The organism is Bacillus basilensis, assembly GCF_050630465.1.
Lineage (GTDB): Bacteria > Bacillota > Bacilli > Bacillales > Bacillaceae_G > Bacillus_A > Bacillus_A basilensis.
Window position 1 is genome coordinate 356,358 of sequence record NZ_JBNTQO010000003.1, and the last position, 22,418, is coordinate 378,775.

Sequence of the window (22,418 nt, forward strand, 5' to 3'; positions counted from 1 at the left end):
ATAGATGGAGGAGAAAAGGTGAAGAAAATAGCAATTGTAACAGGGGCAACTCGTCTGAATGGAATTGGTGCAGCTGTATGCAAGGTGCTTGCTCAAAAAGGGATAGACATTTTTTTCACGTACTGGTCTCAGTATGATAAAGCGATGCCGTGGGGAATGAATGACAAAGAGCCCTTTTTGTTGAAAGAGGAGATTGAAAGTTACGGTGTTCGATGTGAAATGGCAGAAATCAACTTATCGCAGTCGTATTCGCCAAATCGTTTGTTTTATATGGTATCAGAACGGTTAGGTGATCCATCTATTTTAATTAATAATGCAGCGTATGCTACTCATACGAGAATTGGAGAATTAAATGTAGAACAGTTAGATAAACATTATACGGTAAATGTTCGGGCTACTATGTTATTAAGTTCATTATTTATAGAACACTATGCACTGAAGACGAGTGGAAGTATTATTAATCTTACTTCAGGACAGTCACTAGGGCCAATGCCTGATGAACTAGCATACGCAGCAACGAAAGGAGCAATTGAAGCATTTACAAAATCAGTAGCACCAGTTGCGATGGAGAAGGGGATTACAGTGAATGCTGTTGATCCAGGACCGACGAATACAGGATGGATTACAGAGGAGCTGAAGCATCATTTAGTATGGAAGTTCCCGCAAGGTAAAGTAGGAGAACCAGTGGATGCTGCGCGCTTAATATCTTTTTTAGTAAGTGAAGAGGCAAAATGGATTACTGGGCAAGTCATTCATTCGAATGGTGGTTACTCATAAATATATTATGTTAACAAATGTTAAGAAACAAAAAATGAAAGAAAATTTTATTTTTTTTGTATAAATAAAATGTCAAGAAAGATAAAAATTTGATAGGGGAGTATATCGTCATATGAAGATAGTAATTCTTCATGTGACAATATACTCTTTTTCTTTTACTACAGAGAAGAAAAATGAAGTAGAAGAAACTCGAATATTCAAATTGGTTTATCAGTTTTTGTACGTATTATTATGAAGATTACTGTCGGAAAGATGGTAATTCGTATGAAAAGGGATTTTTTAAGAGGAAATCGAATCGTAAAGGGGAGGATAAATAAAGTAAACATAGGGGGATTTATATGAAAATGAAAAAGGTCGCTATCGCGTCGATAACAATTGGTACAATGCTTACTATGGCAGCTTGTAGTCCTTCAGCAGATAAAGAGACAGAAAAGAAGGAGCAAGTAACAGCGCAAAATGAAGGAGAATCAAAAACGACAAGTGCAGATGAAGCGTCAAAAACAACAAAAGATACTGACAAAGAAACAAATACTTCTTCAAACGAAAAAACAGATAAAGATGCAAAAAGTACGAAAGAATCATCAGGAACAGAAAGTAACGGTAAAACGTCAACTCAAAACGAGAATGTAAAAACAAAAGAAAAAGAGACGACAGGAAAAACAAATGATCAAACGACTAGCGGGAAAACAACAGATCAAAGTACAAGTACAAATTCAGACGGAAAAACAACGAAAGATCCGAAGAAAAGTGTAGCTGTGAAAACGAGTGTTAAAGAAGTTGCTGCATTAGTTGATAGCTTAGATAAGCAGTTAGCTGCTAATCCGAAATTAGAAACAGTAAATAAACTTGGAAAACAAATTAATGCAAAGTGGGATGTAATCGAGAAAGAGTTAGAAACATCACACCCAGCTGAATATAAAACAATTGGACAAAGTATGTATCCATTAATTGTAGGAGCGGAGAAAGAAAAGATAGATATTACTAAAATGAAGTCATTAACGACGAAAACGAAAAAAGATTTAAATCAGTTATTAACGAAACTTTCGTAGTTTCAAAAGCCTACTTGTGGGAGTAGGCTTTTTTATGTTGAGAGTGTAATTAAAGTTTATGGGAATCCTAACGAAAAAGGATGGTGGAAATATGACAATTGATCGAGTTTGTACAATTGGGCCAGCAAGTAATAATAAAGAAATGCTAGCGCAGTTAATAAGCAATGGTATGAAAATAGTTCGGTTGAATTTATCACATGGTACGCATGAAAGTCATAAAGATATCATTCGTTTAGTTAAATCGTTAGACGATTCTATTAAAATTTTAGGCGATGTACAAGGTCCTAAAATAAGGTTAGGTGAAGTAAAAGGAGAACAAATTACACTTCAGGCGGAAAATTCTTTTATGTTACATACGCAACCAGTTACAGGGAGTAATAGGGAAGCAAGTGTTGATTATGAAGGAATCACGAATGATGTGAAAGTTGGCAGTAGAATTTTAATGAATGATGGAGAAGTTGAGTTAATCGTTGAAAAGGTAAGTACGGATAAAATAGAAACAAAGGTGAAAACAGGTGGTAATATCTCATCTCATAAAGGGGTGAACTTACCAGGGGCAATCGTTAGTTTACCAGCTATTACAGAGAAAGATAAAAAAGATATTCAGTTTCTTTTAGAAGAGGGTGTTGATTTTATTGCATGTTCTTTTGTGAGAAAACCTAGCCATATAAAAGAAATAAGGGATTTTATAAAAGAGCATAAAGCAACTGCTCCTAATTTAATTGCAAAAATAGAAACGATGGAAGCAATCGAGAATTTTCAAGATATATGTAAAGAAGCAGACGGAATTATGATTGCAAGGGGAGATTTAGGAGTAGAGTTGCCGTTCCAATTTATTCCGCTCTTGCAGAAAATGATGATTCAGGAATGTAATCGAACGAATACATATGTAATTACTGCGACACAAATGCTGCAATCTATGGTAGATCATTCTATTCCAACAAGGGCTGAGGTGACGGATGTGTTTCAAGCTGTACTAGACGGGACAAATGCTGTTATGCTTTCTGCTGAAAGTGCGTCAGGAGAGCATCCGATTGAAAGTGTAAGAACATTACGTCTCGTTGCTGAATTTGCTGAGCATGTGAAAAAAGACGGTCCTTTTGCGATGAAAGATGTACTGGAATTGCTGCATGAATCTCTGGATGAGTAATGAATAAAAAGAGGGCGGATATGCATCCGCCCTCGTGTTTTTCATTCATATTATTCTTGCTCTTGCTCATCTAAAATTTTATCAAAAGCAGCAGATACTTTATCAAATTCTTCATCGTTTTCAATGTATGAAAACTCATTATCTTCTTCTACTTTTAAAAAGAAAATATCAATGTCATCCTCAGATTCTGTTTGAATGTCTTCTACAAAGGCAACCGCAATATATTCAGCGCCTTCGACATCCATCGCTCCAAGTACTTCTACTTCCTGATCCTCATCATTCTCATCGCTAAGAGTAAACACTTCGCCAACTTCAATATCAGACATATTCATTCTCCTCCTGTTCGACTCTAATAAATAGAGTATTTAAACTGCATACATACTAATATATCTTTCCATGAAAAATCAATTTCATACATAAGAAAAATCAAATTCTACTTCTTTCGTATGAGTATCCAGCAATGAGGAGCATTATTTATTGCGTGCTATATTATTAAATCCATTCAACAATTGTATCCATAGTCTGTCTTGTTTTATCACGCTTTGGATCTTCTTTACGGTAACCAAAGGCAACCATAACAGACACTTCAAGATTATCGTCTTTTATAATGCCTTCTTGACGAAGTAAAGAATCTACTTTCTCTTTATCGAATCCTTCTATTGGACAAGAATCAATGCCAATTTGAGCTGCACTCGTCATCATATTACCTAAAGCAATATAGGTTTGCTTTGATGCCCAATCAAATACAGCACGATCGGATTGTAACAAGTTGAAATCTGATTCCTGAAACTTTTTGAAGAATTCATATCTAATTTTTTGCGTGTCTTCAGGTAATCCAACAATATCGTTCATCATATATTTAATATACTCTGCATCATAATGCATATCTTTAATGTTTCTTGAAAGAACAATGACAAAGTGACTTGCTGTTGCGAGTTGCCCACCAGCACCCCATGAATACGGTTGTAGTTTCTCTCTTACTTCTTTATTTTGTACGACAATAAATTTCCAAGGTTCATATCCAAAAGAAGAAGGAGATAATCTGCCTGTTTCTAAAATAAATTTAAAATCCTCTTCTGAAATTTTGTGCATAGGATCGAACTCTTTACATGCATGTCTGAAATGAAAAGCCTCCATAATTTTCTCTTTTGTAATTTCTTTTGTATTTGTCATAAAAGTACCTCTTTTCATTAATGTATTTTGTAAGTAAATTATATTTTTAAAGTAACATAGAAACAAGTACGCACATTTATGTGGTATAGTATCAAAAAAGATACTATTGGTAAGGGAAGGGATTTATTATGGATTGTTCAAACGAAAATAATATAAATTACCCATTTTTAAATAAATATTCTTGTCCAGTGGAAGCGATGGTCGAGGTCATTGGAGGGAAATGGAAAGGGGTAATTTTGTATCATTTATTAGATGGTACGAAGCGGTTTAATGAATTAAAAAGATTAAAACCTAATATCACACAAAGAATGTTAACGCTTCAGCTTAGAGAACTTGAAGCAGATGGCATCATACATCGTGAAGTATACCGTGAAGTGCCGCCAAAAGTAGAATATTCATTAACTGAGCTCGGTGAATCACTACGTCCAATGATTCTATTAATGATAGAGTGGGCCACTCATAATATGGAGAAAGTTTTGGAGAGTAGGAATACGAAAAATAATAGTTAAGAGTTGTAGAAATAAAAGGTGTTTTCCATATGTGAAGACACCTTTTATTTCCATGTTTTTTACTTTTTAATATCAACTGCTGAAATTGCGAAGTCATTCAAGTTTACAGTTTTACCATACCAATCAGCGTGTTTAAAAACAACACCTTTTCCATATCCTTCAGTTGAAGTACGTTCCCATAGCGTTGTCGAATAGCTAGCAGTAGGGGATGCTGTACTTACGGAAGAAATTCTATTTTGCCAACTAGGAGGCAAATTTTTAAAACCGCTGCTATGAGAAAAATACTCGCCACCTTTATTTGCATGTTCATAGAAGTCTGTACTATTAGGTCCGCTCCCGCCAACCCCAAGGGGAGTGATTGTATTATTCAATCTTTGTTTATCTTTTTCAATAAAAGATTCTAAACTTTCTTTGCTCGAAAATCCATAAGATAACCAGTTTCCATTTTGATTTTGTTTCGGTAGAACTAAAGTTATTTTTATGTCTTCTTTAGATGGAGCACCCAATTTGTTAAACGAATCTACAGTCTTTTCATCTACAGTTACATATTCAAAAGAGGTAATCGAATAATCCTTTTCGGTACTGGCTGATACTGATGCCAATCCCCCAGTTAATGATGAAATGGCTACCACTGCACCTACTATCAATTTTTTAAGCATGAATTCATCTCCTTTAAACTTAGTTTTTTACATAACTAAAATGTATGATAATTAAGTTGTATTGTAAATATTTAGAATTTTATAAAAATAAAACAGAATATTCTTTTATTAGTCTTGAGTAGGGAAAGTAATTTAAAAAGGATTTACTTAAAAAGTAAATCCTTTTTGGGTGTTAACAATAAGCTTGGTGTGTGAGATGATTTTGCAATTTGCTAACCTAATTCAAAACTCTACTGATTAAAGTTTTATTTTATCCAGCTATGAATCATACACTTCTTTTGCATTCATAGAAGCCGCATCTAATAAAAGGAAAAAGGCTGTTATCATATGTAGAACGATAACTATATAAGGGAAAAAGGCAACTAGCGTAACGATAATACCTATATAATGAGGGGACGTATTCATGCCTTCTTTTTTAGCTAATAAAATAGTAAGGATATGTAAAGCAATCAATAGTAGTAAAGGTATCCGATATAGGTTAACAAGACTTGGAAATACATAATAACAAGGAAGTAATAAAAGATGATAGATCCCTGTAGTCCACTTTAGTGCTTGTATGTAGGTTTTCAAAGTTAATCCTCCTAAAATCATTAATAGCTATATATTACCAAAAATAATAGATAATTGGATATTGTATTTTTGTAGTTTTTAATAGATTATAATAATGTTATGTAAACTAATTGTTGGTTATCTATAAAATAGAAAAACCACCCAAACGAGGGTGGTTCGTACTATAAATAACTACTTAAAAAAGAAAGGGGAACCTTCACCTCACTACCTTCCTTCATATTCCGTAGCACAACAGTTTCTGTACGAAGTTCCTCTTCACCAATAATAAGCACATAAGGGATATTTTCTTTATTGGCATAATTAAGAGCACGTTTTAATTTGCGTCCTGCTAGTTCAAGTTCAACTTTTAAGGAAGAGGTAGAACGTAATTGCTGGGCAATTTGTAAGCATTGTAATTCGGTCCCGAGTGGGATGATAAATATATCCGCTGTAGATGATATAGTTTCTTTCTGTGAGAGTGCTGTATAAATAACGTCTAAACCGAATGAAATACCGACTGTTGGATAGTTCATATTATCACCACGGAATGCTCCGATAATGTTATCGTATCGACCCCCGCTACCGATGCTAGATGTAATCGAGCCATCTTTTAAAAAAATTTCATATACAGTACCTGTATACATTGTAAGGCCGCGCGCTAAAAATGGATTGAATATAGCATTTTCATTTATTCCAAGGGCGATTAAATATTGCTGTAATTGTTGTAATTCATTTACTCCGTCGGTAACGAGTTGGTTATTGAAAGCTTCTTTAAAGTCAGCAATTGTAAGCTTTAGACAAGATAATACGGTATTACATATCGTATCAGCCATTTCTTCAGAAATACCGCGCTCTAATACATCTTTTCGTACACCGTCAATCCCAATCTTTTCGATTTTGTCTAATGATAAAATTACGTCACTCGTTAACTCAGTAGGGATGTTACTATACTGGAGAATACCGTTTAATAATTTTCGGTTGTTATATTGGATTGTTACTTCTAAGTTTAACGTTCGGAACAGTTCGAACGCCATACTCATAAGTTCCGCTTCTGCCATGACCGACCCAACACCGACAATATCAACATCGCATTGAATAAACTCACGAAATCTCCCCTGTTTAATAGGGCCATCTCGAAATACTTTCCCGATTTCATAACGTTTAAAAGGGAGGCGAATATTCGGATTCATCGCCACAACTTTTGCGAATGGGATGGTTAAATCATATCGTAACGCAAGCTCACGTTTTCCTTGATCTTGAAGCGTATATATTTCTTTTAAAATTTCATCACCGCCGCCGTACTTGTAAGACATAAGTTCATACATATTTAACGTTGGTGTTTCTAACGGTTTACATCCGTATCGTTCAAATGTGTCTTCACAAGCTCTTTTAATTTTATTTCGCAGCATTTGTTCCTCTGGTAAATAATCTTTCGTTCCTTTTACATTTTTCATTTCCATTGTAATCACTCCTTTTTAAATTAAAAAAAGCTATGCGGGTATAAAAATACCCACATAGCTTTATGAACGCTTCGTGGGTCAACAGGAAAAGCCCTGTACCCACGAAGAAAAATTTTTCTTCGGATACACGGCGTTACGTATGATGATGAAGTTGGAAAGAAGTATTAAAATTTTGCATTAGAAATCTCTCCTTAACAATAAGTTTTTCCAAATTATATCAGGTGATTTTTGAATTATCAATATTTTTAGTTTTGAAGCGGAATGTATTCATTTCACATTGCCTACAAGATGTTTTCTGTTCGTGCCTTTTTTATCGCTTCTTCACGATTGTTAACACCTAGCTTTGAATAGAGATTTGAGCAGTAATTACGGATTGTTCCTTCAGATAAAAATAGCTTAGCAGCAATGGATTTATAGCGTAATCCGTTTGATAGATGTTCTAAAATTTCCATTTCCCGTTTTGTAAGTCCATATGGAGAAGTTTGTTTAGTTAATTTGATTTTCGCTAATTGCTCACGTTGAAGTTTCATTTCTTCAAAAATACGAGTAGCAACCGATTGGTCAATCCAAGTTCCACCGTTATAAATAAGTTTCAAGGCTTCCTTCATTTCTTGTGGATGAATAGACTTCAACATGTAACCTTCAGCTCCATGTTCGAGTGCAGTTGCTGCTTGTAAGGAATCTTCAAATGTTGTCATAAGAACAATCTTTATATTAGGCCAACGTCGCTTCATTTCTAGTAAAGCCTCAATACCATTCATTTCTGGCATCTGAATGTCCATTAGTACAATGTCAGGTTGTAATTGTTCACATAATTTTAATGCCTCAGATCCATCATACGCCTTACCAGCAACAATAAAATCAGTTTGGTGTTCTAAAATTTGCTCTAAACTATTTGTAATAAGAGCCTGATCATCAACGACCAATAAGCGAATTATGTCATGTATGAATTTTGTTTGCAATGGAATATTACAAACAATGAATGTTCCTTGTTCAACATTAGAATGAAGCGATAATGTCCCCTGAACTTGTTCAAGTCGCTCTTTCATTCCATTGAGTCCAAAGCCAAATTGAATTTCTTTCATTCCAATACCGTTATCTTCAATGTGCAATCGAAGTTGTTGTTCGTCGAAATGTAGTTGAACAGATATGTTGCTAGCTTTACCGTGCCGAACAGCATTTGTTAACGACTCTTGAAGACAACGATATAGGCAAAAATTCACTTTTTGCATTACAAGAGTCTCGTTTCCAATCACACGAAATGTAACGGTTGTACCTGTAGATTTCATAAATTCTTCTGTTAATTGTTGTAGTGATTCACTTAATGAATTACTAAGTGGATTATGAGATAGTTCGTGTAGATGCTTTCGAATGTCATTTAGACAGTGCTGAGCAATGCTGATAAGCGAATCAATTCGTTCAAACTGTGAATCAGGTACTGATGATTTTAGTGATGTGACACCAGCGATGAGAGAAGTAAGTGTATGACCAATTGTGTCATGTAGTTCATGTGACAGTCGATTACGCTCTTCTATTAAAGTAAGCTCTTCAATCCTTTTAATATGTTGTTCTAATAGTAGTTTTTGCTCTTCAATGATTCGAGATTGCTTATGATACTGAATTAATATATTAAAAGAAATGCCAATGGCAAAACCGAGACTACAACTAACGATTAGTTCATATGGCGGTCGGTTGGCAATCCAAGCATTCAATAGTGGAAAAACAAATCCACAAAAAATACCGCTCCATATATAATTTTTTTGATTACTACATAGTCCAATAATGATTACGAGTAAAATGAAAGACCAAAGTAAATTTGGAGCTACGGATGCTAAGTAAAGATAAAAACAACCTGCAGTGAGAATATCGAATGCAGGGTACCATTGTGTTTTCTTATATCGAATAATTAATGGTACAAGGTAAACGACAAAAGTGAGAGAAAGTACAATCATACTTGATGTATGGATGGATGTTGGAAACATAAAATTAGCGCTGATGATAACAGTTAGCCAAAATGTTCGTATGAGCACAAATATCCAGTCATACCAAATCCATTTTTTTGTGAATGAGAACATAAATTAAGCACCTACTTGTATTTTAAGATTAATTATCAATGATTCAGATTCATCATGTAACATATCTCTGAAATCGTCAATAGAAAGACAGTCAACAAAGTATGTCATATGAAGCAGTTGACAGTTTGTCACATGTTTTATATGACATAGTTGCATAAAGCGTAATAAGTAAATTAAAGCGTTTTGTCACTATGTTATTTAACGATATTGAAGTTAAGGTGAGGGAGTGAGGCAACAGAAAAATATAAAATAATAGGAGCGATGCATAATGAAGTCATTTATCTTAAAAAAAGGAACAGCCCTTACTTTAACAGGGGCAATATTGGTTGGAGCGTTAGCGATACCTTCTTACGAAGACGTAAATGCGGTAAACAAAAGGACATCAATTGAACAAGTTATCGATAAAGCTGCCGATGCAAAGAATGTTCCGGGAGTTATTGTTACTGTGAAAAATGGAGAGGCAAGTTGGGCGTATGCTTCTGGTGAAGGTAATATTGAGAGAAATCATAAAGTAGATGCTGATTCTGCTTTTAGAATTGGGAGCACAACGAAGACCTTTGTAGCTACAGTAGTATTGCAGCTTGCGGGTGAAAAGAAGTTAAGTCTTGATGATACGGTAGAGAAATGGTTGCCGGGACTTATAAAAGGGAAAGGCTATGATGGCAGCAAAATTACGATTCGCCAACTATTAAATCATACAAGCGGAATTGCTGATTACTTGACTCCAGATCTTAAAGAGAATTTAATAGAGAATCCAAGCGAGAATTATACAGCGGAACAATTAATTTCTCGTGCCCTACAATTAGAACCAGTAAAAGGCTGGTCATACTCGAATACAAACATGGTTATTATAGGATTAATTATTCAGAAGGTAACCGGAGAATCGTATGCTGAGCAAATAAAGAAACGAATTATGGAACCTCTTAGTTTAAAAGAAACAGTTCTTCCTGGAAGCTCAATGGACATTCCGAAAAAAAATGCACGTGGCTATTTAAATACGGGAGATAAATTAGTAGATATTACTTTGTTTAATCCATCGTTTGCTAATGCTAGTGGTGAAATGATTTCGACAGGAGAAGATATGACAACGTTTTTCCGTGCCTTATTAGGTGGGAAATTACTGACACCGGAAATGCAGAAGGAGATGGTGACTAACACAGTAGATACCCCATTAGGAAAGTACGGGCTTGGTATTCACGCAACAAAATTACCAGATGGTACTGAAGTATGGGGACATGGTGGTGGTATTCCTGGTTTTACTAACTTTGCTGGTGGAACGAAAGATGGTCAACATGTTATTTCGATAAATATTAATGTATTAGGGGCAGAGAAACAGATTAATAATATTTTAGCTTCAGAATTTGCGGCAAAATCAAAAAAGGAACCTACTGATAAGGAAAAGAAAAGTAAACATCGAGAAGAAGTGCAAAGTGTAATGGATCAAGTAGTAACGAATAAAAAAATTCCAAGTGTTATAGCTGGTGGATTAAAGGATGGAAAGCGTTGGTCGTACGCTACCGGAACAGCTAGTTACGAGATGCCACGCCCTGTAGAACCGAATTTTTCGTTCCGTATAGGAAGCATAACGAAGACATTCACTGCTTCTGTTGTACTGCAATTGGCTGAAGAAAAACAATTAAACCTTGAGGATACAGTTGAGAAATGGTTGCCGGGAGTTGTGCAGGGTAACGGATATGATGGGAGTAAAATCACAATTCGTCAGTTATTAAACCATACAAGTGGGATTGCAGCATATACAGATTTAGATATGAGAGATATTACATTGCCTCAAAACCCATTTCGTTATTATAGTACCGATGAGCTTATAAGTTTAGCACTTGCAAAGCCGCCTGTATTTGCACCAGGGGAGGGCTGGGACTATTCGAACACAAATACTGTTATAGCCGGGGAAATTATTCGGAAGGTAACAGGAGATACGTATGCGGAGCAAATTAGAAAAAGATTCATTGAACCCCTCGGGTTAAAAGAGACATTCGTAATGGAAGCAAGTTCGCACATACCGGGTAAGCATGCTAATGGATATAATATGGATAGATCAGGTCGTTTATATGATTTGACAGAAATTAATCAGTCATGGGCAAATGCAGCTGGAGATATGGTTTCAACAGTGAAAGATTTGACTACATTCTTCAGTGCACTGTTAGGTGGGCAGCTCTTAAATCAAGAGCTAATGAATCAGATGTTTACAACAGTAGATTCACCTATAGGTAAGGTTGGACTGGGAGTTTATGAAGAGAAAACACCAGAAGGGCAATCGTATTGGGGGCATGCTGGTGGGACTTTTGGATTTGAAACGAGGGTCGGTGGACCTATTGGAGGAGAACATATTTTAGTAACAGCTATTAATGCAGTAGGTCCAGAGGTCATTACAGGTAGGGATAAAATATTTAATAAAGAGTTTGGACGTTAAATAGAAAACCGAAATGGAGCCTTTCATTTGAAGGCTCCATTTCGGTTTTCTTTATGTGAGTTTGAATTTAATGAGAAATAAAATCTTAGTAGGATGATGCATACATATATCTACAAAAATGTGAAGTTATGCAGGAGAAACAGAAAAGGGTGTATAATAAAAGAAAACTTAATGTTATGAAATAACTTTTTAAGGAGAAGCTCATGAAAAAAGATAAAACAAATGCGATGCGAATATTAGATAAAGAAAAAATTGAATATTCGATGATGTCATATGATCCAGACGATGGGAAAATTGATGGCGTATCAGTAGCCGAGAAAATTGGACGAGAAGTGAGAGAAGTATATAAAACGTTAATTGCTCAAGGGAATAGTAAAAATCATCATGTTTTTATCATCCCGGTAGATGAAGAACTGAATTTAAAAGCAGCGGCAAAAGCAGTCGGTGAAAAGAAAATTGAAATGATTGCTGTAAAAGATATTACGAAAGTGTCAGGGTATATTCGCGGTGGTTGTTCACCAGTCGGAATGAAGAAATTATTTTCTACATGTATTGATGAAAATGCTCAATCGCTTGAAACGATGATAGTAAGCGGCGGGAAAATTGGTATACAAATTGAGCTTAAAGTGGATGACTTAGCGAAAGTGACGAGAGCGCAGTTTGGTGAGATAACGAAATAAATAGTGAGATTTGAAGGGATATAGGATCTTTTTACAAATGGGAATGAAAAAAAGGGATGTGTGAAACACATTCCTTTTTTATTTGTAGAGAAAAGAATTCGTATTAGCATCCGATTTTTAATTTCTATATTAAATTCTATATATTTGTGCACAGTTTTCTTTAAATGCATTTGAACAAATTATCAAATATGTATTATTGCATAAATAAATTACAATTTATAAGTTAATATTAAACTACTTTTAAATTGTAAAGAATATTTTAATAATCTTTATAAGAGAAGGGTATTCCTTGTTAAAAGTGAAATTGTTTGGAATGTGAATAAACAAAAAGTTTAGAAGTGATACAGACTCAATAGAGTCCTGTATTAAATAAAAAGAAAAGGGGTATGGGCTTCTAAAAGTTTTCGGGGGGTTAGAAAGCATTTTTTAGTGAATAGCTTCAAATTATATTTTAAAGGGGAAATGGGTATATGAAGTTTCGAAATACAAAGATTGCTATGGTTACACTATCTTCATTTTTTATTTTAGGTTCTGCATCTCTATCATTCACAGATATCATACACGGTGAAGTAGCTTCTGCATCACCACAAGAGATTACTGTAAAAAGCTATGACGATACATATTATAATAATGCAATAGGAAAGACGGGTTTAGAATTAAAGAAGGAACTTCATAATATTATTGATGATCATACAAAGTTATCATACAGTGCGGTTTGGGAAGCGCTAAGGGATACTGATGAAGATCCAAATAATAAAAACAATGTGATACTCTTATATACTGGGCGTTCGCAAGGGAAACTTACGAATGGTTCAGGAGTTGATAACTGGAATCGAGAGCATGTTTGGGCAAAATCTCACGGTGATTTTGGAACGACTGCAGGACCTGGAACAGATTTGCATCATTTAAGAGCGACGGATGTATCTGTAAATAGCTCACGTGGAAATCTGGATTTTGATAATGGTGGTGTGAATCATTCGGAAGCGACAGAATGTAAATACGATAGTGATTCTTGGGAACCTCGTGATAGTGTAAAAGGAGATATCGCTAGAATGCTATTTTACATGGCTGTTCGTTACGAAGGTGACAACAGCGAAATAAACTTAGAATTAAATGAAAAGGTGAATAACAATAAAGATCCATACATGGGCAAACTATCCGTTTTACTAAAATGGAATGAACAAGACCCGGTAGATGATTTAGAACGAAAGCGTAATGAAGTGATTTTTACGAAATATCAACATAATCGTAATCCTTTTATTGATCATCCGGAATGGGTAAATAAAATTTGGAACTAGATTTTTAAAGGCATTCTATTTGGATAGAAGGGATTGATCATTATGATCAATCCCTTTTTATATCTATACTGGAATAAATGATTTTTATAGGATTGGAGAGGAGAATAGGATAGATATTTTATCAAGTTAAGTATTTAATAAGGTCCCCACTCAATATTCACGCCAACAATAAGAAAAATAAGTCCAATGATAAACCAAATGAACGCAAGAGGAGCCATAAATCGAATCCATTTTCCGTAAGAAATGCCGCTCGCAGCGAGAACACCCATTAAAACACCGGAAGTTGGATTTAAGCAGTTCACTACACCTTCGCCGAGCATAACAGCTTGTACTGTAACTTGGCGTGTAATGTGCATGAAATCAGCTAATGGAGCTAATATTGGAATGAAAATAACAGATTCACCTGTTCCGGATGAAATAAGGAAATGTAATGCGGCACTACTTACATACATACCGATAACGCCAAATGCTGGGCTTTGTCCTTCGAGAGACTGTGCGAGTTGGTTAACGATTGTATCAAGTAATTTACCTTGTTCTAAAATGACTGAAATACAACGAGCCATTCCGACGATCAAAGCACCGTATATGAGATTTTGGCAGCCTGCTAGAAAAGTAGAAGCGATATCGTTTGCTTTCATGCCACCTATTATTCCCGCTGTAATTGCTATGAAAATAAAAGTAGCGGTCATTTCTGCGTCTGTCCAATGTAGACGAAATGCGCCGATTAAAAATGCAATTAACGATAAAGCTGAAACGAGTAAAATTAGTTTATGACGTATTGTCCAAGGAACTTCTGTTTTCTCTGTTTCTTTCCCGCTTGAAAGAGCATTACTTGGAAACCAGTTATCGCCGAGAATGCTTCCTTTATTCGATTTTTTCAAGCGTTTTATATACCAATTAATATATAGAATGGTAGCAAGTAAAAAAGATATATAGATTGCTGTGCGTAAACCAATTCCCGAAAACATCGGAAGTTCTGCGATTTTTTGTGAAATACCTAAAGGTGAAGGGGATAAAATAGTAGCATTAAAACCAGCATAAGTGCCTAAATAAATAATTGCTACACCAACGATAGCGTCCCATTTTAATGTGCGTGCAACGATGATGCCAATCGGGATAAAGCCGATAACTGAGTTAACGATAATGCCAGTCGTTCCGAGAATAGAAAAGAGGGCTGCGACTATACAAATGAAAAGTAATTGCTGATTCCGAAATTTGTTAATAACATGATAGATTAGACCGTCAAGGGCACCTGTTTTTTCAAGAATTGCAATGGCACCGCCTGTAAATAAAATTAAGAAGATGATAGGAGCAGCAAGTGTCATTCCTTTTTCAATAGCGGTAAAAAAAGAAACAAACCCTACCGGTGATTGCGGAACAGAATGGTAACTTCCTGGTATTGTCGTTGTAACAGTCCCGTTTGTCACTCTTTTAAATTCTCCAGCAGGAACGAAATATGTAGCTATTGCACAAAGTAAGGCAATAAAAAATAGTAGTACGTACGCGTCAGGCATTTTAAATTTTCGTTTACTAGGCTGTTTTTTTGCCTCGGTTTGTAATTGCATAAAATTCCTCCTTTTTCACTTGGTTAATTTTTAATATTCTGAAATTTACCTGTGGAATAGATTATAATAAAGGTGGCTCCCTATGGCAATAGTTTTTCTGTCCTATTCCCGCACATACAAATTATTGCAACATTAGACAGGGAAACGAAAATAATCCAAGAATATGTTAAATAGAAAGTAAAAGTAAAAGGAAAAGGAAAAGAGGGAAAAAAGATGTGGAAAACTACGGATCTATGTGATGAGTTTGAGAATGAATTACAAATATGTCGCCAGTCTTTTCGGTCTTTTGGGAAGAAAGAAAAATTTTACGGAAAAATTGCAACGGTAAAAGTGAAGGATGATAATGTGTTAGTGAAAGAAGGATTGCAAACATTACCAGAAGGAACGGTATTAGTTGTTGATGGCGGAGCATCTACGAATTGTGCGTTACTTGGTGATAATTTGGCAGCTATTGCGGAGGAAAGAAAGCTGGCAGGTATTATTGTAAATGGATATGTTCGTGACTCTAGTGAACTAAAAAACATTAATATTGGTATTTTAGCGTTAGGGACGATGCCAAATAGAAGTGTAAAAGAAGGAAAAGGAGAGCGTGATATTTCATTGCAATTTGGAGGAGTAGAATGGAAGCCGAATGAATATGTGTATGTGGATGAAGATGGCGTCATTATTAGTGAAAAGAGTTTGCATCGTTAAAGGTTAGTAAGTTACTATTCTTAGAAAATAAATCCGATAAATCATGGACAAAATTCTTTGTCAATAGTAAAATAATACAGAAATTTAAAATTAACAGAATGTATAGGTTTATCGTTTTACGATAACTTAAATGGAAGTAAGTTGTGCCTAGAAAAGTGAATGTTATCACAATGATACGTTCATGAACAAAATTATTTTTCCTATACAAATATAGCCGCGAATGATGCGGGTAGGAGGTGTTGCACAGTTTGTTCGACACTTACAAAAAAAGAGTGTCAATTGCACGCCCTTGAAGGGCCTTTTTTTGTGTGAATAGTAGTAAGGGAGGAAATTTTGGGATGGCAATCTTTAAAAAATGGCTGCTTACGTCGTTAATGGCAGTTACACTTGTATTTGTTTCTTTTGCGAATACAGTACATATTACGTTTGCTGAAGGAAATACAGCAAAACTTGCAATTATTGGTGAATCACAAAAAGGCATTATGTTATGTCCGAAAGAAGAGCAAATTAAAGATGGGGAAACAGCTTTAAGTTTGCTGCAAAAAGTCATGGGGGACAAAGTAGAAGCTGAAACGATGTCGTTTGGAACGTATGTAAAAGGCATTGATGGGCTAATGGCCGGGGCTACAAGTGGCTGGCTGTATGATGTAAATGATAAATCTGCAGAAGTTGGAGCGGATAGTTATAAATTAAAATCTGGAGATGTTGTTGTTTTTCGCTTTGTTTCAGACTGGAGCAATATGAGTCAAGAAACATTACAACAAACATTAGATAAATTTGGTACTTGTAAAACGGTAGAAGAACCAAAGACAGATGATCCAAAACAAGAAAAACCAGAAGAACCAAAAACAGATGATCCAAAACAAGAAAAGCCAGAAGAACCAAAAACAGATGATCCAAAACAAGAAAAGCCAGAAGAACCAGAGACGGATGATCCAAAACCAGAAAAACCAGAACAACCAAAACAAGAGAACATTCAAGTGCCAGCAGCACAAGTAAATGAAGCAATCTCTAAGACATCTGAAAAGATGTTAAAAGATGGAATTGAAAGTGATTGGGTAGCATTAGGCCTTTCTCGTTCTGGAAAGAATGTGCCAATTGAGGCAAAATTAAATTATGTTAAGGCAGTAACTGAAAAAGTAGAAAAGCGCATTAATCGTTTTTCAGCGACAGATTTAGCTAGAACGATTATTATGATGAATGCAATGAATGCAGACCCGAAAATGGTAGGCGAACATAATTTAGTTCAAAAATTGTACGAATCAGATAAAGTAAATTCTGTTACAGGTTATACATTTGCTTTACTTGCATTTGATACGAAGAAATATGAAGTTCCAGTAAATTCAAAATGGAATCGAGTTGCTTTAGTAGAGGCACTTATAAACGCGCAACATACGGATGGCGGCTGGACTTACGATAGTGCAAGCAGTAAAGATAGTGCTAGTAGTGTTGATGTAACAGGTATGGTTTTATCAGCGTTAGCTCCTTATCAAGACCGAGCAGATGTGAAACCAGCTGTGCAAAAAGCTGTTGCATACTTATATAATGAACAACTAGAAAATGGTGGTTTCTCTGCTGATGGACAAGAAAATTCTAATAGTGCTGCACAAGCAATTATTGGATTATCACTTGTGAAAGATGTAGATCAAAACCGTCTACATAAGGCAGTGCAAAATCTATTATCATATCAACTTCCAAATGGTGAATTTAAATGGTTACCAGGTGATCAAAATGGTAGCGGAATGGCGACAGAGCAAGCATTATTAGCTTTAATTCAGTTTAAAGAACTTGGGAAATCTATTTATGATTGGTCGAATGTAGTCATTGATGAAGTAATTAAACCGAAACCAATTGAACAGCCAGAAAAGATTGTTGAACCGGAGAATAATGTAGTAGATAAAGAAGTTACAGAAGAACCGGAAGAACAAAAACAAGTACAAAAAGAAACAAAAGGTGACAATTTAAAAGTTGTTGTCGATAATGAACCGGTTAAAAATAAAAAGTCTGGAAACGGTAGCATGCTACCGAAAACAGGAACATCTTCTCATAGTGCAGCTACAGAAGTAGGTATGGGTGTATTATGTATTGCTTCTGCATATGTATTATGGAGACGTAAAGCAGCTTAACAAAAATTAGGAGCAATCATTTGCTCCTAATTTTATTATGAAAGGTGAGAGACAACATATGAGTAAGATGAAATGGATTATTTCTTTACTGCTTTCACTTGGACTACTTGCCGGATGTGAAGAGGTAGCTGTAAAGCCTGAGAAGAAAGTAGAACCAAAGCAAGAAGAAGTAGCAAAACAAGAAGAGCAAAAAGATGAAGCGAAACCGGAAGAAAAACCGGAGGAAAAACAAGCTGAACAAGAGCAAAATAAGCAAGAAGAGCAGAAAGAGAAACAAGAACAAAAAGTAGAAGAAAAGCCGCAGGCGCAGCCAGAAGTAAAGAAAGAAGAGAAACAACAGGAACAACCGAAAGAACAACCGAAAGAACAACCAGCTGTAAATAAGCAACCAGAACAGCAAAAAGCACAAGAAGAAAAACAACAGCAACCGAAAGTACAAGAAGTAAAAGAAGAAGCGAAGGTTGTAAATCAGCCGAAAGAAACACCGAAGCAGGAGCAAAAAGTTGATCCGAATAAAGAGGAGAAAACGATACCGACTCCAACAGTACCAACTCCTGAACCGAAAAAACCAGATCCAGTACCAGAACCTAAAGCAAAACAAGTTACTATTTCCGTAAAAGGACATGAAGGATACATATTAGGCGCGAAAAAGGTTGATGTACAAGAAGGTGACACGGTCTATAATGTGCTAAAGAACACAGGATTAGAGCTTGATGTGATGGGCTCTAAAGGTGATATTTATGTAAAAGGTATTAATGATTTATATGAGAAAGATATTACTAATACTAGTGGCTGGAAATATCGTGTGAACGGTGCTTTTCCAAACTATAGTGCAGGTGTAGTAAAAGTAAAGCCAGGAGATAAGATTGAGTGGGTGTTTGTATTAAAATAAGAAAGGGATTCGGTAAAGGACTATGAAAATAAGTTTTTCTTCTTTACATCCTTTTGTGAATTTTTTCTATTATATTGGGGTGATGATACTATGTATGATGTGTCTTCATCCTCTTTTTTTAATTGGAGCAATACTATTAATTATTATTTTAAATGTGATGCAAGGGAATAGCGAAAAGATAAGAAAGATGTTACCGAGTACAATCGTTTTCTTTTTTATGGTCATTTTATTTAATTCGTTATTCACGCATAGAGGCCGAACTACATTATTTTGGTTAGGTGATAGTCGTATTAAGCTTGAGGCAATTATGTTTGGACTAGTAATGGGGTTATTATTAGTTGCGATTATGTTTATGTTTGCTTCGTATAATGATATTATTTCAAGCCATAAATTTTTATATTTATTTTCTAGAATTTCACCGAAAGTAGCATTGTTAACGATGATTACAGTGAGATTTGTTCCTTTGTTTATGAGACGATTACAGAAAATAACACTCGTCCAAAAAACGAAAGGTGTACAAGTAGATGCAGGTTCCATTGTTGAACGCGTGAAAAGTGGTATGCAATTGCTGCAAGTATTATTAATTTGTTCATTGGAAGATGCACTGCAAACGGCAGATTCTATGCAAGCTCGTGGATTTGGTGTAACGAAGCGTACGACATATATTCGGTATAGAATGGAAAGACGCGATTGGTATACGCTCAGCTATTTAAGTATTCTATTTATAATTGCTATTATATGTAGTACGTATGGCGGAGGAAAGTTAATCATTTATCCGAAAGTCGAATCTATTTTCTTTCAGCAATACGATGGGATGATGTTTGTCGTATTAACGATGTTTATTAGTTTACCAATCATAATGGAAGGAAGGGAATGGATATGGTGGCGCATGCAGAAATAAACAATTTATCATTTGTATATGCTGATGAAAACGAAAAAGCGTTACAGCATATTTCTCTTTCTATTCAAAAAGGAGAGTTTATTACACTTGCTGGCGGTTCTGGTTCTGGGAAGACGACTTTATTAAAACATTTTAAAAAGGAATTACTTCCAATCGGTAAGCGTACTGGAGATACATATTATGATGGTACTTTATTAGAAAATGTACCGGATTTGTTATCTGCCCAAGAAATTGGCATGGTATTTCAAAATCCAGAAAACCAGCTCGTAATGGATACAGTAATTCAAGAATTAGCATTTTCTTTAGAAAATATCGGGTTACCATCTCATATTATTCAAAAGAGAATAGCTGAACTTATTAGTTTCTTAGGGTTTCAAGATTTATTGCATCAATCTGTTCATACGTTATCTGGTGGGCAGAAGCAACTTGTCAATTTAGCGGCAGTATTAGTTATGCAGCCGAAATTATTATTACTAGATGAACCAACAGCGCAGTTAGATCCAATTGCTGCGAAAGAGTTTTTAGGATTGTTAAAACGTATTAATGAAGAACTTGGCATTACGATCGTTTTAAGTGAACATCGTTTAGATGAAGTAATTCCGCTCGCAACGCGCGTTATTTGTATGAATAACGGCCGAATCGTGTATGATGGTAGTCCTAAAATGGTTATAGCGAATATGTGGGAAGTTGAAAAGTTTCGTCCGTTTATTCCGCAAATTCCAAGATTGTTTTTAGAGTGGAATGCGAAAGATATTCCGTTTACAGTGCGAGAAGCACAAATGAAGATGAATGATTTTTCAGTGATGTCATATGTAAACGAGCCAGTAGCACAAAGTGAAAAGCAAGAAGTCATTTTACATGCAGAGCATATTTCTTTTCAATATGAAAAAAACAGTACGCTTATTTTACGAGATTTAACAGTTTCGATTGAAAAAGGGAAATGGGTGGCTCTTGTTGGGAAAAATGGTACGGGTAAGTCTACACTGTTAACGATTTTAGCTGGATTACAAAAAGCGAGAAGAGGGAAAGTAAAGTGGAATGGGAAAGTGATACATAAAATTGATTCGAAAGAACGATTTAAAAGGATCGGGTATGTATCGCAGCATCCGTATTATCATTTTACATTTGATACAGTGTGGGATGAGGTGTATGAACGTGCACGTGAATTATACGGAGAACAAGGAAAAGAAATTGCAGAAGATACGCTAAAACAGTTTTGGTTGTACTCGCTTAAAGAACGCCATCCGCATGATTGTAGCGGAGGAGAGCAACAACTACTTGCATTATGTACAACGTTATTATCAAAGCCGGCGTTATTATTACTGGACGAACCGACAAAAGGACTAGATCCATGGAAGAAAGAAAGAGTAGGAGAGCTATTTAGAAAGTTGCAAAAAGAAGGGACAACAATTGTAATGGCAACGCATGATATTGAGTTTGCAGCGAAATACGTGGATCAATGTATGATGTTATTTGACGGAGCAGTTATTATGAATGATGCACCGAAAGAATTTTTTAGTGGTAACTTCTTTTATACAACATCTATTAACCGATTCATTCGTAAAGAATTGCCATATGCATTAACGTGGGAGGATGTGTACGAAGCGTGTCCAAACGATATGTTGCATTCATAATATGTATTTTTGCAGTAATAATAGGCACATTACTCTTTACTACACTTATCATGGACGGTTATTACCTGTTAAGTAGTTTGTTTTTATTAGTTGTTATTATGTTACCTTTCTATATCCGTTTTGAAAGGAAGGCATTTGTTTCACGTGAAATTGTTCTCGTTGCCGTATTAGCGGCAATTGCAGCAGTTAGCCGCGTACCATTTTCTATTTTACCGAGTGTACAACCGACTTCTTTTGTAATTATCGTTTCTGCAATTGTGTTTGGAAGCGAGACTGGATTTATGATCGGGGCAACAGCGGCCATCGTATCTAACATTTTTTTAGGACAAGGTCCGTGGACACCGTGGCAAATGTTTTCATGGGGTATGATTGGTTTTATAGCAGGCTTACTTCGCAATACATTTTTAATGAAAAAGTTATGGGGGAGACTATTATATGGGTTCTTCGTGGGCTTTTTATTTGGCTGGATCATGAATTTCTGGGGGCTTCTTGGTTTTATACGTGAAGCAACGTGGGAAGCTGTCATTTCATATTATATAGCAAGTTTTTATTTCGATTTGAGCCATGCGATTTCGAATGTTATGTTCTTACTATTATTTAGTACTTCTTGGATTACGATTCTTACAAGATTTAAAAGGAAATACGGCATATTAGATAAGCATAACATGGCATAGAAAAGCATACTCATATAAGGTAGGGTCGCGACTTACATATTCGTTTGCCTCTTTCATGCTTCTTACATATTGTAAGGAGCATTTTTTATTTGTCAAAAAATCGATTCAATATACGTCGGCTAT

General features: G+C 35.4%; 20 protein-coding genes. 13 read left to right on the forward strand and 7 right to left on the reverse strand.

What is annotated here, in order from left to right; translation table 11 throughout:
- Positions 1 to 18: 18 nt before the first annotated feature.
- The 3 genes from ACQVV1_RS08385 to ACQVV1_RS08395 all read left to right on the forward strand — a co-directional run bounded on the left by ACQVV1_RS08385 (position 19) and on the right by ACQVV1_RS08395 (position 2,976).
- A complete protein-coding gene (locus tag ACQVV1_RS08385) occupies positions 19 to 777 on the forward strand; it encodes an SDR family oxidoreductase (protein WP_431168746.1) in 759 nt (252 codons plus the stop codon).
- Between the two features lie 338 nt (positions 778 to 1,115).
- On the forward strand, positions 1,116 to 1,826 hold the full coding sequence (locus tag ACQVV1_RS08390; protein ID WP_242254605.1) for a hypothetical protein: 711 nt from the start codon (positions 1,116 to 1,118) through the stop codon (positions 1,824 to 1,826).
- A 58-nt stretch (positions 1,827 to 1,884) separates the two neighbouring features.
- Positions 1,885 to 2,976 (forward strand): pyruvate kinase, encoded by a 1,092-nt coding sequence (locus tag ACQVV1_RS08395; protein WP_242254596.1) that lies wholly within the window; start codon positions 1,885 to 1,887, stop codon positions 2,974 to 2,976.
- A gap of 50 nt (positions 2,977 to 3,026) precedes the next feature.
- Here ACQVV1_RS08395 and ACQVV1_RS08400 read toward each other — a convergent pair whose 3' ends face one another.
- Both ACQVV1_RS08400 and ACQVV1_RS08405 read right to left on the reverse strand, forming a co-directional pair.
- Positions 3,027 to 3,308, reverse strand: a complete 282-nt coding sequence (locus ACQVV1_RS08400) for a DUF1292 domain-containing protein (RefSeq protein WP_242254595.1) — start codon at positions 3,306 to 3,308, stop codon at positions 3,027 to 3,029.
- 160 nt (positions 3,309 to 3,468) lie between these two features.
- A complete protein-coding gene (locus tag ACQVV1_RS08405; protein ID WP_242254593.1) occupies positions 3,469 to 4,149 on the reverse strand; it encodes an NAD(P)H-dependent oxidoreductase in 681 nt (226 codons plus the stop codon).
- A 128-nt stretch (positions 4,150 to 4,277) separates the two neighbouring features.
- On the opposite strand from ACQVV1_RS08405, the gene ACQVV1_RS08410 reads away from it, so the two are divergent.
- Positions 4,278 to 4,658 carry a winged helix-turn-helix transcriptional regulator gene (locus ACQVV1_RS08410; protein WP_431168747.1) on the forward strand — a complete coding sequence of 127 codons (381 nt, stop codon included), beginning with the start codon at positions 4,278 to 4,280 and terminating at the stop codon, positions 4,656 to 4,658.
- A 59-nt stretch (positions 4,659 to 4,717) separates the two neighbouring features.
- Here ACQVV1_RS08410 and ACQVV1_RS08415 read toward each other — a convergent pair whose 3' ends face one another.
- The 4 genes from ACQVV1_RS08415 to ACQVV1_RS08430 form a co-directional block, all read right to left on the reverse strand.
- Complete coding sequence (locus tag ACQVV1_RS08415) at positions 4,718 to 5,317, reverse strand: hypothetical protein (protein WP_431168748.1); 600 nt, start codon at positions 5,315 to 5,317, stop codon at positions 4,718 to 4,720.
- 258 nt (positions 5,318 to 5,575) lie between these two features.
- The gene (locus ACQVV1_RS08420; RefSeq protein WP_431168749.1) at positions 5,576 to 5,887 is read right to left on the reverse strand and encodes a hypothetical protein; all 312 of its coding nucleotides are present in this window, start codon (positions 5,885 to 5,887) and stop codon (positions 5,576 to 5,578) included.
- A gap of 161 nt (positions 5,888 to 6,048) precedes the next feature.
- Positions 6,049 to 7,326, reverse strand: coding sequence for a histidine--tRNA ligase (locus ACQVV1_RS08425; RefSeq protein ID WP_242254589.1), 1,278 nt, complete (start codon positions 7,324 to 7,326; stop codon positions 6,049 to 6,051).
- Positions 7,327 to 7,607: 281 nt separating this feature from the next.
- The gene (locus ACQVV1_RS08430; RefSeq protein WP_431168750.1) at positions 7,608 to 9,401 is read right to left on the reverse strand and encodes a response regulator; all 1,794 of its coding nucleotides are present in this window, start codon (positions 9,399 to 9,401) and stop codon (positions 7,608 to 7,610) included.
- Positions 9,402 to 9,669: 268 nt separating this feature from the next.
- Here ACQVV1_RS08430 and ACQVV1_RS08435 point away from each other — a divergent pair, with 268 nt between their 5' ends.
- The 3 genes from ACQVV1_RS08435 to ACQVV1_RS08445 all read left to right on the forward strand — a co-directional run bounded on the left by ACQVV1_RS08435 (position 9,670) and on the right by ACQVV1_RS08445 (position 13,810).
- The gene (locus ACQVV1_RS08435) at positions 9,670 to 11,832 is read left to right on the forward strand and encodes a serine hydrolase domain-containing protein (protein ID WP_431168751.1); all 2,163 of its coding nucleotides are present in this window, start codon (positions 9,670 to 9,672) and stop codon (positions 11,830 to 11,832) included.
- A 203-nt stretch (positions 11,833 to 12,035) separates the two neighbouring features.
- Positions 12,036 to 12,512: a Cys-tRNA(Pro) deacylase gene (gene ybaK / locus ACQVV1_RS08440; protein ID WP_242254584.1), complete on the forward strand. Its 477-nt coding sequence runs from the start codon at positions 12,036 to 12,038 to the stop codon at positions 12,510 to 12,512.
- A gap of 470 nt (positions 12,513 to 12,982) precedes the next feature.
- Complete coding sequence (locus ACQVV1_RS08445) at positions 12,983 to 13,810, forward strand: endonuclease I family protein (protein ID WP_242254582.1); 828 nt, start codon at positions 12,983 to 12,985, stop codon at positions 13,808 to 13,810.
- A gap of 134 nt (positions 13,811 to 13,944) precedes the next feature.
- On the opposite strand, the gene ACQVV1_RS08450 is transcribed toward ACQVV1_RS08445, so the two are convergent.
- Complete coding sequence (locus tag ACQVV1_RS08450; RefSeq protein ID WP_242254580.1) at positions 13,945 to 15,375, reverse strand: YfcC family protein; 1,431 nt, start codon at positions 15,373 to 15,375, stop codon at positions 13,945 to 13,947.
- Between the two features lie 213 nt (positions 15,376 to 15,588).
- On the opposite strand from ACQVV1_RS08450, the gene rraA reads away from it, so the two are divergent.
- The 6 genes from rraA (at position 15,589) to ACQVV1_RS08480 (ending at position 22,295) form a co-directional block, all read left to right on the forward strand.
- Positions 15,589 to 16,068 carry a ribonuclease E activity regulator RraA gene (gene rraA, locus ACQVV1_RS08455; protein WP_242254578.1) on the forward strand — a complete coding sequence of 160 codons (480 nt, stop codon included), beginning with the start codon at positions 15,589 to 15,591 and terminating at the stop codon, positions 16,066 to 16,068.
- Between the two features lie 338 nt (positions 16,069 to 16,406).
- Positions 16,407 to 18,194: a DUF4430 domain-containing protein gene (locus ACQVV1_RS08460; protein WP_431168752.1), complete on the forward strand. Its 1,788-nt coding sequence runs from the start codon at positions 16,407 to 16,409 to the stop codon at positions 18,192 to 18,194.
- A gap of 58 nt (positions 18,195 to 18,252) precedes the next feature.
- Positions 18,253 to 19,086, forward strand: coding sequence for a DUF4430 domain-containing protein (locus ACQVV1_RS08465; RefSeq protein WP_242254575.1), 834 nt, complete (start codon positions 18,253 to 18,255; stop codon positions 19,084 to 19,086).
- 22 nt (positions 19,087 to 19,108) lie between these two features.
- Positions 19,109 to 19,987 (forward strand): energy-coupling factor transporter transmembrane component T, encoded by an 879-nt coding sequence (locus tag ACQVV1_RS08470; protein ID WP_242254573.1) that lies wholly within the window; start codon positions 19,109 to 19,111, stop codon positions 19,985 to 19,987.
- Positions 19,960 to 21,621 carry an ABC transporter ATP-binding protein gene (locus tag ACQVV1_RS08475; RefSeq protein WP_431168753.1) on the forward strand — a complete coding sequence of 554 codons (1,662 nt, stop codon included), beginning with the start codon at positions 19,960 to 19,962 and terminating at the stop codon, positions 21,619 to 21,621. The genes ACQVV1_RS08470 and ACQVV1_RS08475 overlap by 28 nt, the downstream gene beginning before the upstream one ends.
- Positions 21,594 to 22,295, forward strand: coding sequence for an ECF transporter S component (locus ACQVV1_RS08480; RefSeq protein WP_242254570.1), 702 nt, complete (start codon positions 21,594 to 21,596; stop codon positions 22,293 to 22,295). Before ACQVV1_RS08475 ends, ACQVV1_RS08480 begins: the two co-directional genes overlap by 28 nt.
- Positions 22,296 to 22,418 lie beyond the last annotated feature (123 nt).

Excerpts from the sequence above, each read along its gene's own strand:
- ACQVV1_RS08460 (WP_431168752.1), top strand. The coding sequence starts at position 16,407 with ATGGCAATCTTTAAAAAATGGCTGCTTACGTCGTTAATGGCAGTTACA.
- ACQVV1_RS08405 (WP_242254593.1), bottom strand. The coding sequence starts at position 4,149 with ATGACAAATACAAAAGAAATTACAAAAGAGAAAATTATGGAGGCTTTT.
- ACQVV1_RS08465 (WP_242254575.1), top strand. The coding sequence starts at position 18,253 with ATGAGTAAGATGAAATGGATTATTTCTTTACTGCTTTCACTTGGACTA.
- ACQVV1_RS08410 (WP_431168747.1), top strand. The coding sequence starts at position 4,278 with ATGGATTGTTCAAACGAAAATAATATAAATTACCCATTTTTAAATAAA.
- ACQVV1_RS08430 (WP_431168750.1), bottom strand. The coding sequence starts at position 9,401 with ATGTTCTCATTCACAAAAAAATGGATTTGGTATGACTGGATATTTGTG.
- ybaK (WP_242254584.1), top strand. The coding sequence starts at position 12,036 with ATGAAAAAAGATAAAACAAATGCGATGCGAATATTAGATAAAGAAAAA.
- ACQVV1_RS08395 (WP_242254596.1), top strand. The coding sequence starts at position 1,885 with ATGGGAATCCTAACGAAAAAGGATGGTGGAAATATGACAATTGATCGA.
- ACQVV1_RS08435 (WP_431168751.1), top strand. The coding sequence starts at position 9,670 with ATGAAGTCATTTATCTTAAAAAAAGGAACAGCCCTTACTTTAACAGGG.
- ACQVV1_RS08450 (WP_242254580.1), bottom strand. The coding sequence starts at position 15,375 with ATGCAATTACAAACCGAGGCAAAAAAACAGCCTAGTAAACGAAAATTT.
- ACQVV1_RS08470 (WP_242254573.1), top strand. The coding sequence starts at position 19,109 with ATGAAAATAAGTTTTTCTTCTTTACATCCTTTTGTGAATTTTTTCTAT.
- ACQVV1_RS08445 (WP_242254582.1), top strand. The coding sequence starts at position 12,983 with ATGAAGTTTCGAAATACAAAGATTGCTATGGTTACACTATCTTCATTT.
- rraA (WP_242254578.1), top strand. The coding sequence starts at position 15,589 with ATGTGGAAAACTACGGATCTATGTGATGAGTTTGAGAATGAATTACAA.
- ACQVV1_RS08475 (WP_431168753.1), top strand. The coding sequence starts at position 19,960 with ATGGATATGGTGGCGCATGCAGAAATAAACAATTTATCATTTGTATAT.
- ACQVV1_RS08425 (WP_242254589.1), bottom strand. The coding sequence starts at position 7,326 with ATGGAAATGAAAAATGTAAAAGGAACGAAAGATTATTTACCAGAGGAA.
- ACQVV1_RS08415 (WP_431168748.1), bottom strand. The coding sequence starts at position 5,317 with ATGCTTAAAAAATTGATAGTAGGTGCAGTGGTAGCCATTTCATCATTA.
- ACQVV1_RS08390 (WP_242254605.1), top strand. The coding sequence starts at position 1,116 with ATGAAAATGAAAAAGGTCGCTATCGCGTCGATAACAATTGGTACAATG.
- ACQVV1_RS08400 (WP_242254595.1), bottom strand. The coding sequence starts at position 3,308 with ATGAATATGTCTGATATTGAAGTTGGCGAAGTGTTTACTCTTAGCGAT.